At 72.2% G+C, this 15547-nt stretch carries 19 protein-coding genes and 1 riboswitch; of the genes, 9 read left to right on the top strand and 10 right to left on the bottom strand.

The genetic code is table 11. From position 1 onward, the window contains the following. Window positions 1-64: 64 nt before the first annotated feature. The 3 genes from C1J01_RS06555 to C1J01_RS06545 form a co-directional block, all read right to left on the bottom strand. A complete protein-coding gene (locus C1J01_RS06555) occupies window positions 65-820 on the bottom strand; it encodes a thiazole synthase (protein ID WP_111177076.1) in 756 nt (251 codons plus the stop codon). Further along, window positions 813-1013, bottom strand: a complete 201-nt coding sequence (gene thiS, locus C1J01_RS06550; protein WP_181448600.1) for a sulfur carrier protein ThiS — start codon at window positions 1011-1013, stop codon at window positions 813-815. The genes C1J01_RS06555 and thiS overlap by 8 nt, the downstream gene beginning before the upstream one ends. Next, entirely contained in the window at window positions 1010-2203 is a 1194-nt protein-coding gene (locus C1J01_RS06545; protein ID WP_181448599.1) for an FAD-dependent oxidoreductase, read from the bottom strand. The genes thiS and C1J01_RS06545 overlap by 4 nt, the downstream gene beginning before the upstream one ends. Next, a riboswitch (TPP riboswitch) is annotated at window positions 2172-2287 on the bottom strand. It overlaps the preceding gene by 32 nt. Before the next feature lie 60 nt (window positions 2288-2347). On the opposite strand from C1J01_RS06545, the gene C1J01_RS06540 reads away from it, so the two are divergent. Genes C1J01_RS06540 through thiE form a run of 3 tightly spaced genes read left to right on the top strand, consistent with a single transcriptional unit; the run spans window position 2348 to window position 4532 of the window. Then, on the top strand, window positions 2348-3511 hold the full coding sequence (locus C1J01_RS06540; protein WP_111177072.1) for an NAD(P)/FAD-dependent oxidoreductase: 1164 nt from the start codon (window positions 2348-2350) through the stop codon (window positions 3509-3511). Between the two features lie 30 nt (window positions 3512-3541). Next, window positions 3542-3916, top strand: a complete 375-nt coding sequence (locus C1J01_RS06535; protein ID WP_111177070.1) for an Rv2175c family DNA-binding protein — start codon at window positions 3542-3544, stop codon at window positions 3914-3916. Continuing rightward, a complete protein-coding gene (gene thiE, locus C1J01_RS06530; RefSeq protein WP_235854293.1) occupies window positions 3894-4532 on the top strand; it encodes a thiamine phosphate synthase in 639 nt (212 codons plus the stop codon). The genes C1J01_RS06535 and thiE overlap by 23 nt, the downstream gene beginning before the upstream one ends. A 39-nt stretch (window positions 4533-4571) precedes the next feature. On the opposite strand, the gene C1J01_RS06525 is transcribed toward thiE, so the two are convergent. Continuing rightward, window positions 4572-5639 (bottom strand): polyprenyl synthetase family protein, encoded by a 1068-nt coding sequence (locus C1J01_RS06525; protein ID WP_111177066.1) that lies wholly within the window; start codon window positions 5637-5639, stop codon window positions 4572-4574. Between the two features lie 92 nt (window positions 5640-5731). On the opposite strand from C1J01_RS06525, the gene metF reads away from it, so the two are divergent. After that, a complete protein-coding gene (gene metF / locus C1J01_RS06520; RefSeq protein WP_111177064.1) occupies window positions 5732-6652 on the top strand; it encodes a methylenetetrahydrofolate reductase [NAD(P)H] in 921 nt (306 codons plus the stop codon). 154 nt (window positions 6653-6806) lie between these two features. Here the strand turns inward: metF and C1J01_RS06515 are convergent, their stop codons facing one another. Both C1J01_RS06515 and C1J01_RS06510 read right to left on the bottom strand, forming a co-directional pair. Continuing rightward, window positions 6807-7385: a GNAT family N-acetyltransferase gene (locus C1J01_RS06515; RefSeq protein WP_111177114.1), complete on the bottom strand. Its 579-nt coding sequence runs from the start codon at window positions 7383-7385 to the stop codon at window positions 6807-6809. A gap of 10 nt (window positions 7386-7395) precedes the next feature. Further along, window positions 7396-7872, bottom strand: coding sequence for a YbaK/EbsC family protein (locus C1J01_RS06510; protein WP_111177063.1), 477 nt, complete (start codon window positions 7870-7872; stop codon window positions 7396-7398). 91 nt (window positions 7873-7963) lie between these two features. Between C1J01_RS06510 and C1J01_RS06505 the strand changes: the two genes are divergently transcribed. Beyond that, window positions 7964-8824: a L,D-transpeptidase family protein gene (locus tag C1J01_RS06505; protein WP_181448598.1), complete on the top strand. Its 861-nt coding sequence runs from the start codon at window positions 7964-7966 to the stop codon at window positions 8822-8824. Between the two features lies 1 nt (window position 8825). On the opposite strand, the gene C1J01_RS06500 is transcribed toward C1J01_RS06505, so the two are convergent. Further along, window positions 8826-9218 carry a winged helix-turn-helix transcriptional regulator gene (locus C1J01_RS06500; RefSeq protein WP_111177061.1) on the bottom strand — a complete coding sequence of 131 codons (393 nt, stop codon included), beginning with the start codon at window positions 9216-9218 and terminating at the stop codon, window positions 8826-8828. 82 nt (window positions 9219-9300) lie between these two features. Here C1J01_RS06500 and C1J01_RS06495 point away from each other — a divergent pair, with 82 nt between their 5' ends. Further along, window positions 9301-10173, top strand: coding sequence for a Rossmann-fold NAD(P)-binding domain-containing protein (locus tag C1J01_RS06495; protein WP_111177059.1), 873 nt, complete (start codon window positions 9301-9303; stop codon window positions 10171-10173). Between the two features lie 4 nt (window positions 10174-10177). Here the strand turns inward: C1J01_RS06495 and C1J01_RS06490 are convergent, their stop codons facing one another. Next, window positions 10178-10702 carry a hypothetical protein gene (locus C1J01_RS06490; protein WP_111177057.1) on the bottom strand — a complete coding sequence of 175 codons (525 nt, stop codon included), beginning with the start codon at window positions 10700-10702 and terminating at the stop codon, window positions 10178-10180. A 69-nt stretch (window positions 10703-10771) separates the two neighbouring features. Continuing rightward, entirely contained in the window at window positions 10772-11398 is a 627-nt protein-coding gene (locus C1J01_RS06485; RefSeq protein WP_111177055.1) for a TetR/AcrR family transcriptional regulator, read from the bottom strand. Between the two features lie 94 nt (window positions 11399-11492). Here C1J01_RS06485 and C1J01_RS06480 point away from each other — a divergent pair, with 94 nt between their 5' ends. The 3 genes from C1J01_RS06480 to C1J01_RS53445 all read left to right on the top strand — a co-directional run bounded on the left by C1J01_RS06480 (window position 11493) and on the right by C1J01_RS53445 (window position 14107). Beyond that, window positions 11493-12683 (top strand): cytochrome P450, encoded by a 1191-nt coding sequence (locus C1J01_RS06480; RefSeq protein ID WP_111177053.1) that lies wholly within the window; start codon window positions 11493-11495, stop codon window positions 12681-12683. A 6-nt stretch (window positions 12684-12689) separates the two neighbouring features. Then, complete coding sequence (locus C1J01_RS06475; protein ID WP_111177051.1) at window positions 12690-12881, top strand: ferredoxin; 192 nt, start codon at window positions 12690-12692, stop codon at window positions 12879-12881. A gap of 428 nt (window positions 12882-13309) precedes the next feature. Continuing rightward, window positions 13310-14107: an SAV_6107 family HEPN domain-containing protein gene (locus C1J01_RS53445; protein ID WP_328589601.1), complete on the top strand. Its 798-nt coding sequence runs from the start codon at window positions 13310-13312 to the stop codon at window positions 14105-14107. Between the two features lie 860 nt (window positions 14108-14967). Here the strand turns inward: C1J01_RS53445 and C1J01_RS54070 are convergent. Continuing rightward, entirely contained in the window at window positions 14968-15546 is a 579-nt protein-coding gene (locus tag C1J01_RS54070) for a hypothetical protein (protein ID WP_220039765.1), read from the bottom strand. Window position 15547: the final 1 nt, after the last annotated feature.

The raw sequence follows: 15547 nt of genomic DNA, 5'->3' as shown, positions 1-15547 counted from the left end.
ACCGATGCGGAGACGTGCCTCTCGGCGTGTCCCCGCACCGGTCCGCGCGTGCGGGGGGCTCTCGTCACGGCGTCATCGGGGACGACGCCTCGGCGTAGCGGCGGCGCGGGATGCGCCCCGCCTGCCGCGCCAGCCGGCCCGCCCGGACGGCCTCCTTCATGGCCGCCGCCATGAGGTCGGGCCGCTGCGCCCGGGTGACCGCCGTGGCCAGCAGGACGGCGTCGCAGCCCAGCTCCATCGCGAGCGCCGCGTCGCTGGCCGTGCCGATGCCGGCGTCGAGGATCACGGGGACCGAGGCGGCCTCCACGATGAGCTCGATGTTGTGCGGGTTGCGGATGCCGAGGCCCGAGCCGATCGGCGCGCCCAGGGGCATCACCGCCGCGCAGCCGGCCTGCTCCAGCCGCCGCGCCAGCGCCGGGTCGTCGCCGATGTACGGCAGCACCACGAAGCCGTCGGCCACCAGCCGCTCGGCCGCGTCGAACGTCTCGATCGGGTCGGGCAGCAGGGTCCGCTCGTCGGCGATGACCTCCAGCTTGACCCAGTCGGTGCCGAGCGCCTCGCGCGCCAGCCGGGCCGTCAGCACGGCCTCGCCCGCGGTGAAGCAGCCCGCCGTGTTGGGCAGCACCTTGATGTCGCGCCGGCGCAGCACGTCGAGCACGGAGCCGCGCGCGGCCGGGTCGAGCCGCCGCATCGCCACCGTGGTCAGCTCGGTGCCGGACGCCGCCAGCGCCTGGTCGAGCACCTCCAGGGAGGGCGCGCCGCCGGTCCCCATGATGAGCCGGGAGGAGAACTTCTCCCCGGCGATGATCAGATCATCCACCTTGCACCGCCGTCAGCACCTCCACGCGGTCACGGTCGCGCAGCGCCGTGGTCTCCCAGGCGCCGCGCGTGACCACTTCGTCGTTCACGGCCACGGCCACTCCGGTGGTGGCCGGGGTCAGCGTGCGTACGGCCTGCGCCACGGTGATGCCGTCGGCGACCTCGTGCGCGGACCCATTGATGGTAACAATCATGAAAGATCCCGAAATCTCCCAGGCGCGCACAAGGCCGCCAACTCGCTCTCCTCGCCCAGCAGGATCGCCGTCGTCAGCGGCGCCAGCAGCACGCCGCCCCGGTGGTGCCCGGTCGCGTACACCAGGCCCGGCGTCCCGCTCGGCCCGATGACGGGCAGGTTGTCCGGGGTGCCCGGCCGCAGCCCCGCCACCACGTCGGCGACCTCCAGCTCGGTGACGCCCGGCACCAGCTCCCTGGCGTCGCGCAGCAGCTCGTAGAGCCCGCCGGCGGTGACCTTCGTGTCGAACCCCATCTCCTCCTGCGTGGCCCCGACCACCAGCTCGCCGTCACCCCGGGGGACGAGGTAGACGGAGGAGCCGTGGACGGCGCCGCGTACGCACCGGCTGAGCAGCGGCTGCGGCGACCGCAACCGCATGATCTGCCCCTTGACCGGCCGCACCGGCACGTCGGCCAGCCCGCCGCTCCAGGCCCCGGCGGCCAGCACCACCCGCTCGCCGCGCACCTCACCGCCCGGCTCCAGGCGTACGCCGACGACGGCGCCGTCCTCGTGCAGCAGGCCGGTGGCGCGCGCCCGCACCAGCGGGACGCCGCGCCGCTCCAGAGCGGTCAGCAGCGCCGCCGTGACCCGGCGCGGGTTGACCCAGGCGTCGTCCGGCGCCAGCAGCCCGCCCCGCACGGACGGCGCCAGCATCGGCTCCAGCCGGCGGCACTCACGCCCGGTCAGCCGCTCCACCGGCAGCCCGAGCTTGTCCATGAACGCCGCCAGCTCCTCCAGCGCGGCCAGGTCGTCGGCGCCGAACGCCACGTCGAGCGTGCCGTCGGCCCGCAGGTCCAGCCCCCGCCCCGGGGGAGCGCCCGGCGCCAGTCGCAACCCCACCGCGTGTTCCGGCGACTCCTGGCCGCCGGCCTCCAGGCCGGTCGTGCCCAGCCCCGCGTCCGCGGCCAGCTCGGCGGCGAAGGCGGGCCAGCGGCGCAGCGAGGCCACCCCGAGCCGCAGCAGCGGCGCCTCGGTGTAGGTCACCTCGCTGACCGGCGCGAGCATCCCCGCCGCCGCATGGGAGGCGCCCGAGCCGGGCGCCGGGTCGATCACGGTGACCGGCCGCCCCTCGCGCGCCAGCCGCCAGGCGACGGACAGCCCGACGACCCCGCCACCCACGATCACATCCACCTGCGCTCCCTTCGCCGGCATGATCCGGATCAGGTGTCTTGCGGTCGAAGGCCCGTGCAGCCTTCCTCTCAGCCCGGTCACGGCCGGACTCCCGCGCGTCTTACCGCCCCCAAGCCTACGGCCTCGGTGCGGCGTCCGGGCAAGCCCCCCGCTAAGGTCATCACCGTGGAGCATGTCGTCGTGGTGGGAGCGGGTCTGGCCGGACTGCGCACGGTGGAGGCCCTGCGCGCGCGGGGCCACGCCGGCCGCCTCACCCTCATCGGGCGCGAACGCCACCGCCCCTACGACCGCCCGCCCCTGTCCAAGGCGGTGTTGTCCGGCAAGGCCGACACCAGCTACGTCGAGACCGACCTCGCCGCGCTCGGCGTCGAGTTCCGGCCGGGGGTCGAGGCCAAGTCGCTGCGCGAGGGCGTCGTCGAGACGACCGAGGGCGAGCTCGCCTACGACGGCCTGGTCATCGCGACCGGGGCAGACCCGATCCGGCTGCCCGGCGACGGCCCGCAACACGTCCTGCGCACCCTCGACGACGCCCACGAGCTGCGCGCCATGCTCGTCCCCGGCGCCCGCGTGGCGGTCATCGGCGCCGGCTGGATCGGCGCGGAGGTGGCCACCGCCGCCCGCCGCGCCGGCTGCGAGGTCACGGTCGTCGAGGCGGCCGAGACCCCGCTCGCCACGGCCGTCGGCACGGAGATCGGCGCCCGCACCGAACGCTGGTACGACGGCATCGACCTGCGGCTGAGCACCATGGTCGAGTCCGTCGAGGAGGGCGGCGTGCGCCTGGTGGGCGGCGGGTTCGTCGAGGCCCACGCCGTCGTCACCGGCATCGGCGTGCGCCCGGCCGTCGAGTGGCTGGCCGACGCCGACATCGACCTGCACAACGGCGTGGTCGCCGACGAGCACCTGCGCACCTCGCTGCCCGGCGTGGTGGCCGTGGGCGACTGCGCGGCGTGGTGGTCGCGCCGCTGGCGGACCAGGCTCAGGGTCGAACACTGGGACACCGCGCTCAACGCCCCCGACGTGGCGGCGGCGACGCTGCTCGGCGAGGAGGCCGTCTACGACCCCGTCCCGTACTTCTGGTCGGAGCAGTTCGGCCACATGGTCCAGTACGCCGGCCATCATCCCGCCGGCGAGCGGCTGGTCTACCGGGGCGAGCCCGAGGGCAAGTGGTCGGCCGTCTGGCTCACCGCCGGCGACACCGTCGCCGCGGTGCTCGCCGTCGACCGGCCGCGCGACCTCGTCCAGGGACGGAGGATCATCGAAGCCGGCCATCGCGTGGACACGGAACGCCTGGTAGATCCACAGGTATCCCTACGAGATTGTGTTGTTTGAGCAAGCACGGCATGTGGTAGTTGTGGGACCGTGACGCTTTCTGTTGCACAGATCGACCGGGAGACCGAGGCACTCGTCGACGAGTGGCTCACGCTCCCCGAAGTGGCCGCGCGCCTCGACCTCTCGATCGGCCGGGCCAAACAACTGCTCAAGGATCACAAGCTCCTCGGCGTCCGCCGGGGCAGCGGCGGGCCACAGGTGCCCGCGGTGTTCCTCCAGGGAAAGGACGTGATGAAGGGCCTGCCTGGCACGCTCACCGTGCTCCAGGACGCCGGTTACGACGATGTCGAGGCGTTGCGCTGGCTCTTCACCCCCGATGACTCGCTGCCCGGCTCGCCCATCGAGGCGATCAAGGCCGGCCGCCACACTGAGGTCAAGCGGCGTGCCCAAGCCCTCGCTTTCTGAGGCCCGCCTCTATCTCTGCACCGACGGCCGCCGCGACCGCGGCGACCTGGCAGAGTTCCTCGACGCGGTGCTGGCCGGCGGAGTGGACATCATCCAGCTGCGGGAGAAGGGTCTGGAGGCGCGCGACGAACTCGCGCTCCTCGAGGTCTTCCGCGACGCCTGTGACCGGCACGGCAAGCTGCTCGCCGTCAACGACCGGGCGGACATCGCCTACGCCGCCCGTCCCGACGTGCTCCATCTGGGGCAGGACGACCTTCCCGTGACCGTCGCGCGAGAGATACTCGGCGACGACATCGTCATCGGACGGTCCACCCACTCCGCCGCCGAGGCTTCCGCCGCGGCCGTGGAAGAGGGCGTCGACTACTTCTGCTGCGGCCCGACGTGGCCCACGCCCACCAAGCCCGGCCGCCCGGCCCCCGGCCTGCCGCTGCTCGACCACGCGGCGGCGCTGGAGACCACGCGGCCCTGGTTCGCCATCGGCGGCATCGACCTCGCCACCCTCGACCAGGTCATGGCCCACGGGGCGAGCCGGGTGGTGGTGGTGCGGGCCATCACCGAGGCCGACGACCCAGGGGCGGCCGCGGCGGAGTTCGCCAAACGGCTCTCCTCCGGCTGAACCTCCAGGCGCCCGTCCGGCCATCCGGGCGGGCGTCTGTCACATGGTGCGCGAGGTGGCGGCGACGGCGAGCTCCTCCAGCGCCGTACGCGCCTCCGGCGTCACCGGGGCCGCCTCCAGCGCCGTCAGCGCCTTGCCCAGATACTCGCCGATCAGCTCCTCGCACTCCTGCAGCGCCCCGGTGTCCCGGATGATCCGCCGCAGCGTCTCCACCCCGCTCTCGTCCAGCGCGGGATCGCCGAGCAGCCGCCGCACCGTCGCCGCGTCCTCGGCGGAGGCCGCCGCCAGGGTGCGGGCCACCAGCATCGTGCGCTTGCCCTCGCGCAGGTCGTCGCCCGCCGGCTTGCCGGTCTGCGCCGGGTCGCCGAACACGCCCAGGATGTCGTCACGCAGCTGGAACGCGATCCCCACCCGCTGCCCGTAGCCGGTGCACAGCTCGTCCATCCACGGCTCCAGCCTGCGGCCGGCCAGCGCCAGCCCGAGCCGGAGCGGATGCTCCACCGAGTACTTGCCGCTCTTGTACAGCGCCACCCGCAGCGCCGACTCGAACGTGTTCTCGCCGTGCGCCTGCTCCAGCAGGTCGAGGTACTGGCCGCACATCAGCTCGGTGCGCATGTGGTCGTGCAGCGGCTGGGCCGCCTCCAGCGCCTCGCGCGGCAGGCCGCTGGCCCGCCACATGTCCGCCGACCAGATGAGCAGCAGGTTGCCCAGCAGGATCGCCGCGCCCTCGCCGAACTGCGCGGACGAGCCGTGCCAGCCGGACTTCTCGTGCATCGCCTGGAAACGGCGGTGCGCGGAGGGCATGCCGCGGCGCAGGTCGCTCTTGTCCATCACGTCGTCGTGCACCAGGGCACTGGCCTGCAGCAGCTCCAACGAGGCGGCGGCGGTGAAGATGCCGGGCTCGTCCGTGCCCCCGGCGCCGCGCCAGCCCCAGTAGCAGAACGCGGGCCGCAGCCGTTTGCCGCCCGCGAGCAACTCGTCCGCGGCGGTGCGAAGGGGCCGGAACTCCGGCTCGCCGCCCGACGGCAGCTGTCGTTCGACGAACTCTCCGAGAGCCTGTTCCACGTGCGTGCGCAGGGTGCCCATGCCGGCGGCGTCGTTGGTCATGTATTGAGACTAATGGTCGGATCTCGGGTTGGGATCTCCGCGGCCGCCACTTGCCTCGGCATACCGCGAGAACGTACCTGTACCCTTGCCCCATGGCGCTTGGTCGACCTTCCATCCGGCCCGATCGGGTTCCCACCGTCCGCGAGCTGCTCGCCTCCGGTGGGCGTTCGTTCTCGTTCGAGTTCTTCCCGCCGAAGACCGACGAGGGCGCGCGGCAGCTCTGGCGGGCGATCAGGGAGCTGGAGTCGCTGCGGCCCACGTTCGTCTCGGTGACGTACGGCGCGGGCGGCTCCACGCGTGACCGCACGGTCGACATCGTCGAGCGGATCGCCCACGACACCACGCTCACTCCCGTGGCCCACTTCACCGCGGTCAACCACTCCGTGCGCGAGCTGCGCCACCTCGTGGGCCGTTTCGCCGACGCCGGGGTGCGCAACATCCTGGCCGTGCGCGGCGACCCGCCCGGCGACCCGATGGCCGAGTGGGTGCCCCACCCCGAAGGCGTGCTCTACGCCGAGGAGCTGGTGCGGCTGATCAGGCAGGCGGGCGACTTCTGCGTGGGCGTGGCCGCCTTCCCCTACAAGCACCCGCGCTCGCCGTCCATCGAGTCCGACACCGAATACTTCGTGCGTAAGTGCGAGGCGGGCGCCGACTACGCGATCACGCAGATGTTCTTCGAGGCCGACGACTACCTGCGGCTGCGCGACCGGGTGGCGGCCAGGGGCTGCGAGACGCCGATCATCCCGTGCGTCATGCCGGTCACCCAGATGAGCACGATCGCGCGCTCGGAGCAGCTGTCGGGGGCGCCGTTCCCGGCCGGGCTGGCGGCCCGCTTCGAGGAGGTCAAGGACGACCCGGCGGCGGTGCGGCGGCTCGGCATCGACCACGGCGCCGAGATGTGCCAGCGGCTGCTCGACGAGGGCGCGCCGGGCATCCACTTCATCACGTTCAACCGGTCGAGCGCCTCACGAGAGGTCTTCCAGAGGCTGGAGCGCGTGCCGCTGTCGGCCTGAGCCTTGGGGTGCTCGTCACCCGCCCGCAGGGGGACCGGGCGGGTGACGAGCAGGGAGCGTAGCCTCTCGGTAAAGGAGCGGTCACTTTCTGTCATGGATGGTGCCCTCGGTCACGCCCGCCAAACCCAGCGGTCACATGTCGCTCAGGAAACCCTCAAGACAGCGGCAGCGGGCGGCCCGCGATCACGTACTCCTCGTGGCCGCCCGGGAAGACGAACTTGGTCAGCAGGTCCGTGAAGCCCATGCTGGCGTAGAGGTGGCGGGCGGCCGTGGGCTGGTCGTGCGTCGACAGCACGGCCGAGCGCTCGGGGCGGCCCGCGCACAGCGTGCGGATCATCGCGCGGCCGATGCCCTTGCCCTGGTAGTCGGGGTGGACGTGGATCTCGGCCAGCTCGAACGCGTACCCCATCCAGGCGTCGGCGGCCTCCCGGCCCATCTTGTCGGCCAGCCCGCGGTAGACCACGTCGTGCCACCACTGGCCCGACTCGCCTCTGAAGCCGTACGCGAAGCCGACGACCTTGGGCTCCGGGGCCGGCAGGCCGGGGCCGGGGGGCGACTCGCGCAATTCCGCGAAATAGCACTGGAAACGGGGGTATGTCCCGTGATTGCGCATGATGCTCATCCGGCCGGCGATCTGCTCGACCGGCGGCCTCATCGCCGCCGTGTAAATGCCGATCACCGTTTCCAGCCGCTCGGCGAACTCCTCAGGGCCGGCACCGCGAAACTCGATCACGCGTCGCACACTACTCGACGTCGACCGGCGTTCCCCCGGTGATGCGCACGAGCTCGTCGAACGTGGTGGGGAACACCGTCAGCGGATGGCCGCCCGCCGCCCAGACCACGTCGTGCTTGCTCAGCCAGTTGTCCACCAGGGTGCGCACGGGCGCGGGATGCCCGACCGGGGCGACGCCGCCGATGGGCTGCCCGGTGGCGGCGCGGACGAACTCCGGCGTCGCGCGGCGTACCCGCTGGACGCCCGCCGTGCGGGCGATCAGCTCGACGTCCACGCGGTGGGCGCCGCTGGTGAGCACGAGCAGCGGCTCGCCGTCGGCGTCGAAGATCAGGCTGTTGGCGATGGCGCCGACCTCGCATCCGAGCTGGGCCGCCGCGGTCGCGGCCGTGGGCGCCTTCTCCGGCAGCACGACGATCTCGCCGCCCGCTCCGCGTTCGCGCAGCGCGGACTCCACGAGGACGGCGTTCGCCGGCAACTTCTCAGACATGGGGACACTCTAAAGGGATTGCCGACGCCTTACCGGTTCATGGTGAGTGATGTAAGGTCATTTGATCTGTTCGTGATGGATGGTGGTGCACATGGTGGCTCGACGGCTGCCCCGGGTGGCCGCACTCCTGACGGCGGGCCTGCTCGCCGTCACCGCCTGCGGGGCGCAGGCCGGGCAAGGTCCCGAGCCTTCCCCCGCCGCGATGCGGCTCGGCCCCGCCGCGCCGGCAGCGCCGGTCGCGGCTTCTGGTGGCCTCGGCGCCGCCGCCGGGCGCGACACGCCTTCCCTCACCGTGCCGCCCGTCACCGCGCCGCGCAAGACGCTCCGGCTCGGCGCCGAGGGGAAAACCGTCACCTGGCTGCAGAAACGCCTCACCGAGCTGGGCTACCGTCCCGGCAAGGCCGACGGCCAGTACGGCCCCACCACGCTCGCGGCCGTGTGGGCGTTCCAGAAGGTCAACGGCATCAAGCCGACCAGCACCATCGCCCGACGCACGTGGGAGGCCCTGGAGACCCCCAAGACGCCGCGGGTCCTCGCGCCGCGCGGCCGGGAGACCCGCGCCGAGGTCGACCTCACCCGCCAGATCCTGGTCCTGTACGTCGGCGGCGAGGTGGAGCTGATCAGTCACATCTCCTCCGGCAGCGGCATCCCGTACTGCGAGACCGCTACCTGGCAGGGCAGCGAGCAGGAGTTCTGCGGCTCGGCCACCACCCCCACCGGCAACTACCGCACGACGTGGCGGGTGAGCGGCTGGCACCGCTCCTACCTCGGCGAGCTGTACAACCCGATCTTCTTCAACGGCGGCATCGCCTTCCACGGCGCGTTGTCGGTCCCGCTCCACCCCGCCTCGCACGGCTGCGTACGTCTGCCGATGAACGTCGCCGAGGAGCTCCCCGGCAAGCTCGGCAAGGGCGTCCCGGTCCACGTCAGGGGCAGGTTCCGCGGCGCCTGACTCAGGGGTGGGCGCCGTCCCAGCGCTCGCGCGCGTCCGCCATGGCGTCCTTGTGCTCGCGTGACCAGTCGGCCAGCCGCGCGACGGCCTCGGCCAGGCTGCGGCCCATCGGCGTCAGCCGGTACTCCACCTGAGGCGGGATCGTCGCGTACGCCGTGCGCTCGGCCAGTCCGTCCCGGCACAGCCGCTGGGTGGTCACCGTCAGCATGCGCTGGGAGATGCCCGGGATCGCCCGCTGCAGCTCCCTGAACCGGCGTACCCCCTTGGCCAGTTCCACGATCACCAGCACGGTCCACTTGTCGCCGATGCGGTCGAGGACGTCGCGGATGCCGCAATCGTCGTCACCGCACGGGCCCTCGGCCTGGGGGGTTACCTCCGTGTGCGCGACTGACATGAAAGTGCCTCCTTATGGCGGGTGCCGCACCGCGACCATGCTTGGGGTCGTTCAAGCGGAAGAACCACATTAGGGGTGACTCATGATCGTCGTTACGGGTGTGTCCGGGGCGCTGGGCGGTGCGATCCTCGGCGGTCTGCGCGCGATGAGCGGGGTGGAGGTGAGCGGCGCCAGCCGTTCGGGTGACGGCACGGCGACGCGGCAGGCCGACTTCGACCGCCCGGAGACCCTGGCGCGGGCGTTCGCCGGCGCGGGCGTGCTGGTGTTCGTCTCGGCGGGCTACGCCGAGGACGACGTCGTGCTGGCCCGCCACGGCGCGGTGGTACGGGCGGCGGCGGAGGCGGGCGTGCGGCACGTGATCTACGCCAGCCTGGCCGGATCCGGAGAGCGGCTCACCATCGCGCTCGCGCACCGGTGGACCGAGGCGCGGCTGGCCGAGGCCCCCTTCCACGTCACCGTGCTGCGCAACGCCCTGTACGCCGAAGTGGCCGCGGGCATGGCGCTCGCCGGGGCCGGGCAGGCGGCCGCGACCGGGGTGTTCGCGGCGCCGCTGGGGGAGGGGCGGATGCGGGTGGTGGCGCGGGAGGACCTGGCCGCCGTGGCCGTGCGCGTCGCGGCCGAGGCATGGCACGACCTGGACACCGGCGCGCCGCGGCGGCACGCGGGCCGGACGTACGAGCTGGAGGGGCGGGTCGCGGTCGGCGGGCACGATCTGGCCGAGGTACTCACCGGGGCGGTCGGGAGGCCGGTGGCGTACCGGCCGATGCCCCTGGGGGAGATCCGGCCGATGCTCGCGGGGATGGAGCCGTACCAGGCGGGGCACACGGTCTCGATGTACTCCAACGTGGCCGCCGGTCTGCCGGCCGCGCCTCACAGCGACCTGCCCGCGTTCGTGGACTCCCGGCGTCCGGTGCTGGACGTCATCGCGGCCGCCGTGAGGGCGGGCGTCCGCTGACGTCTCAGGCGCGGGACGCGGCCGCCCGCCGGCCCTGGGCGGCCGCCAGCGGCAGGCCCACGGCCTGGGCGAGCCCGGCGGCCGGCAGGAGGAAGGCCGTGGCCGAATGCCAGGCGGGCAGGCCCGCGGCGAAGTCGGGCACGTCGTACAGGCGCGCCAGCAGCGTCACGGGGTCGACCAGCGCGACGACGAAGCCCAGGACGTACGGGACGATCAGGGCGCCCGAGAGCACCAGGAGGAACGAGCGGCCCCGGCCGTGGCGCCGCAGCAGGAGGCCGATCACCACGTAGGCCAGCGCCACCACGCCCACGAGCAGGGCCGTCCACCAGGTCACCCGCCAGGCGTCCAGACCCAGCGACGTCATCCCGTCGGCGTCGATCCGGCCGCCCTCCCAGCCGGGGCCCGAGATCTGCGCCCGCACCGCCGCCCGGACGGCCACGAGCCCGGCGCCCGCGTACGCCGCCGCCAGGACCGGTCCGAGGGCCAGCAGGACGAGACCGGCCGGCCGGCCGCGACCGCTCCCCGCCATCCGCTCTCCTTCCGCCCGCCTGCCTGCGGCATGGTCACGACACATGCTGCCATGATCGGCGGCGGAGGATCACCCCGCCGGGGTCTTCGCGTCGTCGAGGGAGCGCACACCGGACAGAGCGACCTCGGCCGCGCGGCGGCCGGTCTCGTAGATCTCCTGCAGCGAACGCTCCTCGTCCAGGTTGGCCACGATCGCCGCCTTGACCGCGCCGGCCATCGCCCCCACCGCGGCCGCCGCGTCCACCGGCGTCAACCGCTCGGGGAACGCCTCGTGCAGCGCCTTGGCGAGTCGCAGCTGGTCGTCGAACAACACCTGCAGCGCACGTGCCTGCAGCGCCGGCTCCCCGAGGACGAGCCGCAGCCGCAACCGAGCGTCCTCGAACGTGATGTTCTCCTCGGAGGTCGCCCAGCGCAGGCTCTCGTCGACGAGCCGCAGCAGCAGGCCGGCCACCGTGTCGCCGGGCTGCCGGCCCGCCAGGACGGCCACGGCCCGGTCGAGCCGCTCCGCGGAGTCGTGGAAGACGACGTCCTCCTTGCTGGCGAAGTAGCTGAAGAACGTCCGCGTCGAGACGTCGGCCGCCGCCGCGATCTCCGCGAGCGTCGTCTCCTCGAAGCCCTTCTCGCTGAACAACCTGAGGGCCGCCTCGATCAGCGCCTGGCGCGTGCGCTGCTTCTTGCGCTCCCGAAGTCCAACCATGCCGGAACTATACTGCACGGCCTTATCTTTTTCATCCATTGAAATTTTGCAATCATTGAGGTTTTGTAGAGAGGGGCGAGGAAAGGAGCCGAACATGTCCCATCTGTCCCTGTCCATCACCCGTCAGCGGCCACTCGACCCGCCTGACGAAGTCTCCGGCCTGCGACAACGGGGCGCGATGCACCGCATGACGTTCGCCGACGGCCACCTCGGCTGGCTGGTGACGGGGTACACGGCGGCCCGCGCGGTGCTGGCGCACCCGCACTTCAGCAACCGGCCCGATCTCATGCACCCGCTCCTGCCGAACCGGATGCAGCTGGCCGAGCGGGGGAAGTTCCCGGTGCCGCGCGGCTTCTTCCTGCGCATGGACCCGCCCGACCACACCCGCTACCGCAGGCTGCTGACCGGGCAGTTCACCGTGCGCCGGATGAAGACGCTGGAGCCCAGGATCGCGGAGATCGCCGACGCCTGCCTGGACGAGATGGAGGCCGCCGGCGGGCCGCTCGACCTCGTCGAGTCGTTCGCGCTGCCCATCCCGTCGCTGGTGATCTGCGAGCTGCTCGGGGTGCCGTACGAGGACCGCGCGCAGTTCCAGGCCGACTCCGAGATCCTGATCAACCTGGAGACCGAGGCCGAGGAGGCGCTGGCCGCGGTGGGCCGCATCTCCGCCTACCTGTACGGGCTCATCCGGCGCAAGCGCGAGGAGCCCGCCGACGACCTGCTCAGCGGGCTCGTCGAAGGCGGCGAACTCGACGACGAGGAGCTCACCGGGGTCGGCTTCCTGTTGCTGGTGGCCGGGCACGAGACGACCGCCAACATGCTGGGGCTCGGGACGTACGCGCTGCTCACCAACCCCGACCAGTTCGCCGCCATGCGCGACGACCCGTCGGTGGTGGACAACGGCGTCGAGGAGCTGCTGCGCTACCTCAGCATCATCCACCTCGGCCCGGTGCGCACGGCGCTGGAGGACGTCGAGATCGAGGGCGCGCTGATCAAGGCCGGTGAGACGGTCGCCGTCCATCTGCCGGTCGCCAACCGCGACCCCGAACGTTTCCCCGGCGGGGAGCGCCTCGACGTCGCCAGGCCCGCCGGCGGGCACCTGAGCTTCGGCCACGGCATCCACCAGTGTCTCGGCCAGCAGCTCGCCCGCGCCGAGATGCGCATCGCCTACCCCGCGCTGCTGCGCCGCCTGCCTGGCCTACGCTTGGCCGTATCACCGGAGGAGGTGCCGATGCGGTCCGACATGAGCATTTACGGAGTGCACCGCCTCCCTGTCACCTGGTAGGTCGCCATGAAGATCAAGGCAGATACATCGGTGTGCATCGGCGCGGGGATGTGCGCGCTGACGGCCCCGGAGGTGTTCGACCAGAGTGAGGAGGACGGCACGGTGGTGCTCCTGCAGGAGTCGCCACCCGAGACCTTGGAGGACGCCTCCCGTCGCGCCGTCACTCTGTGTCCCTCGGGGGCCCTCTCGCTGGAATGAGCCCACGGGGACCGCTCCGGAGCACCGCATCCGGAGTCGTCGCCCCACCGTCGAACACACCAACAGGAGGGGTCGCCTTTCCCAGGCGGCGCCTCCTGAAGATCACGCGGCTCCCCGCCGCGTTGTGACTCCGGCCGCCTCTCCGGAATGGTCTCCGGCAGTATCCGGAGGGCGGCCGCTCCTGTGACCGGGCCCACCACTCGCCGTCGTCCAGAAGCCGCTCGCCGCCTGACACCGCCGTCCACGACGCGCGCCTGACCGCCGACGGCGCCGTCCCCTCGTGCGAGTCGACGTGCCACCAAGCCATTCCGTACGCCAGGCATCCCGGCCAGGCGTTCAGGCGCCCGGCCCCATCGCGCTCGTCCGAGGCGTTGGTTGCGTACGTCCTCTCCGTTCGTGTGCGGGGGCGTCTTGTCGGTCGGTACGGCATGAAGCGGGCGTTTCTGTTCATGGTCATCGAACCTGTGTTCGTGGAACTGGTTGACACCGCGCGTGATCGAAATTATGTTCGACCTAGTGACGGTGAGGCTCGCGGCTCAGCGTCACCAGGACCTGGTCGCGGGCCGTTCGCTTCCCCAGCGACACCCGCGGCCAGGCTCCACGGGCGAAGGGCATGTCCTCGTCGTCGGCGGAGACGAACGGGCGTGTCCTGGCCGGACGGGGAGAGGGGAAGCTCCTCGTCCGGCCGGCCCGGCGGAAATGTCGGTGGCGTCTGCGATTGTTGGCTTAACCGGCGGAGACGCCGGCCAGCCGCCCACGACTCCAAGGAGGCGCGCAAGATGGCACCACGGCCTAGAGAGACGCCCGGGCCCCGGCTGTCGCCTGCGGTTCGGGCACATCTGACCGATTCACGTTCCTGCCTGGCGGATGCGACCGGCGCTCGCACCCCGGCATCCCGATATGTGGCCGCCCACCTGGCGGCTCTGCGTGCGGCCGCGGCGCTGCTGGCCGCACGTCCCCGTCCGCTGGAGGGCCGCCGGCGTCGGCTGCGCAGCGCGTGGGAGTTGCTCCCCGAGGCCGAGCCGAGCCTGGCCGAGTGGGCCGCCTACTTCTCGACGACCGCCGCCAAGCGCGCGGCCGCCGAGGCGGGCATGGTCCGCCGTATCAGCGCCGCCGAGGCCGACGAGATCCTGGCCGAGGCGGAGACGTTCGTGACGACCATCGAAGGCATCCTGGGCGTCCCCTCACAGCCACAGCTCCCGGCGAACATCCCCCTCGCAGGCTGACCTCGCCGGGAGCCCCCACCCCTCGCCGCAACAGCCCGGACCACCCCGAGACCCCGGACGGCCCGTACGAGAGCCCGGCTGACCGCACGCCCCGGACAAGCCGACGCCTGGGCGCACGCCCGGCAGCAGACGACGGTGCGGCACGCGACGACGGCCCGGCACGGATGAACGCCCGGCACGGGACACGCGGCACACGATGAACGCGCGACAGGCAACGAACGAGCGTGCACGCGACGAATCCAACGACTCGCTGAACGCCTCCAAACCCCACTTGGACGAGTGCCCCAGAACCGGAACGCCTCTAAGACGGTCACCCCAGACTCCCGACACCCTTGCGGCGATCGAGGTGGGCGCGACCGGGGCCAGGGGCAGCAGGGCCAGGACGATGGGTGGCGTCCCCCGTCCACTACCCGCAGAAAGCGCTGAGGTCCGCGCATCCTTGAGACCGACCTGATTGTGGCGGGCGATGCTGGCTGCGACGCCCCCCGACTCTCACTGCCCTCCGACTCTCAGTGCCCCCTGTGCACGATGCTCTCGCGCGCCTGAACGGGTTGCCACGGCAGTCAAATGGGTGGTCGGCTCACTGCGGCGCATCCGGGCTGTTTCCCCGCCTGTGCCGCTGCTCGCCGCTTTGCGTCGAGGTCCTTGGGGAGCCAGGTGGCGCCCTTGCGGGCGCGGCGGTTCAGGAGGAGGACAATCCCTTAGGCGGGGGTTGCCGGAGGGGTTCCTCTACTCCATGGGGAGACTGGCTCAGCGTGGGGTGGTCGGCCTGATTCGCCGCGTCGGAAGTTACTCGCCGTCTTGCGTCGATGGTGAGGAGCGCACGGTGTCCGCCACCGCCAGGACCCGGGCTGGCTATGTCAGTCGTCTGACACCGTTTGTCGGTCTCGTTCGACCGCTGAGGCGCTGATCCGGTGGACGGACTCGCCGGAGTACGACAGGCGCAGGCTGAACAGGGCGCAGGTCACCAGCTCGCCGCGAAGTCGGACGACGACCTCGCCGAAGTCGACCTCCGCCTCACGCCCAGGCAGATGGGTCTGCGGGATGAACGTGTTCGCCGGCTCCCGACCGGCTTCGATGCAGATCTCACGCCGTCGGGTGGCGACGTAGTCGCGCACCATCCCGTACGACACGACCCCGGCAGCGTCGTGCTCGTCCAGCAGCCGATCGAAGATTCTCTTCGCGGTGTGCCGCTGCTTCCTCGGTGCGTCGAGGTCGTCTCGCAGCCAGCCGTCGATGACATCCCGGTAACGGTCAAGCCGGGCCCCTCTCTTCGGTGGTGGCTTCGGCTGTTTGGGCCACGCCGACTCCAACGCGGCAGCGACGGTGCGGTACCCGACACCGTGCTTGCGCTGCGGAGCGCGCTTGGACAACCCCGCCTTGGCGTCGCGTCGGATCGCGGCGTATAGGTCGACGCGTGAGGTGGGTGCGCGAGCCATG

The organism is Nonomuraea aridisoli (assembly GCF_003236395.1).
GTDB lineage: Bacteria > Actinomycetota > Actinomycetes > Streptosporangiales > Streptosporangiaceae > Nonomuraea > Nonomuraea aridisoli.
The sequence above is the reverse complement of the archived record's forward strand: the minus strand, read 5'-3'. Positions and strand labels throughout refer to the sequence as shown.

What these genes read in the sequence shown, in the direction of transcription:
- C1J01_RS06545 (WP_181448599.1), bottom strand. Translation starts at nt 2,203, where the DNA reads ATGCCGGCGAAGGGAGCGCAGGTGGATGTGATCGTGGGTGGCGGGGTC.
- C1J01_RS06525 (WP_111177066.1), bottom strand. Translation starts at nt 5,639, where the DNA reads ATGACCAACGACGCCGCCGGCATGGGCACCCTGCGCACGCACGTGGAA.
- C1J01_RS06480 (WP_111177053.1), top strand. Translation starts at nt 11,493, where the DNA reads ATGTCCCATCTGTCCCTGTCCATCACCCGTCAGCGGCCACTCGACCCG.
- C1J01_RS06505 (WP_181448598.1), top strand. Translation starts at nt 7,964, where the DNA reads ATGGTGGCTCGACGGCTGCCCCGGGTGGCCGCACTCCTGACGGCGGGC.
- metF (WP_111177064.1), top strand. Translation starts at nt 5,732, where the DNA reads ATGGCGCTTGGTCGACCTTCCATCCGGCCCGATCGGGTTCCCACCGTC.
- C1J01_RS06485 (WP_111177055.1), bottom strand. Translation starts at nt 11,398, where the DNA reads ATGGTTGGACTTCGGGAGCGCAAGAAGCAGCGCACGCGCCAGGCGCTG.
- C1J01_RS06495 (WP_111177059.1), top strand. Translation starts at nt 9,301, where the DNA reads ATGATCGTCGTTACGGGTGTGTCCGGGGCGCTGGGCGGTGCGATCCTC.
- C1J01_RS06510 (WP_111177063.1), bottom strand. Translation starts at nt 7,872, where the DNA reads ATGTCTGAGAAGTTGCCGGCGAACGCCGTCCTCGTGGAGTCCGCGCTG.
- C1J01_RS06475 (WP_111177051.1), top strand. Translation starts at nt 12,690, where the DNA reads ATGAAGATCAAGGCAGATACATCGGTGTGCATCGGCGCGGGGATGTGC.
- C1J01_RS06500 (WP_111177061.1), bottom strand. Translation starts at nt 9,218, where the DNA reads ATGTCAGTCGCGCACACGGAGGTAACCCCCCAGGCCGAGGGCCCGTGC.
- C1J01_RS06490 (WP_111177057.1), bottom strand. Translation starts at nt 10,702, where the DNA reads ATGGCGGGGAGCGGTCGCGGCCGGCCGGCCGGTCTCGTCCTGCTGGCC.
- thiS (WP_181448600.1), bottom strand. Translation starts at nt 1,013, where the DNA reads ATGATTGTTACCATCAATGGGTCCGCGCACGAGGTCGCCGACGGCATC.
- C1J01_RS54070 (WP_220039765.1), bottom strand. Translation starts at nt 15,546, where the DNA reads ATGGCTCGCGCACCCACCTCACGCGTCGACCTATACGCCGCGATCCGA.
- C1J01_RS53445 (WP_328589601.1), top strand. Translation starts at nt 13,310, where the DNA reads ATGAAGCGGGCGTTTCTGTTCATGGTCATCGAACCTGTGTTCGTGGAA.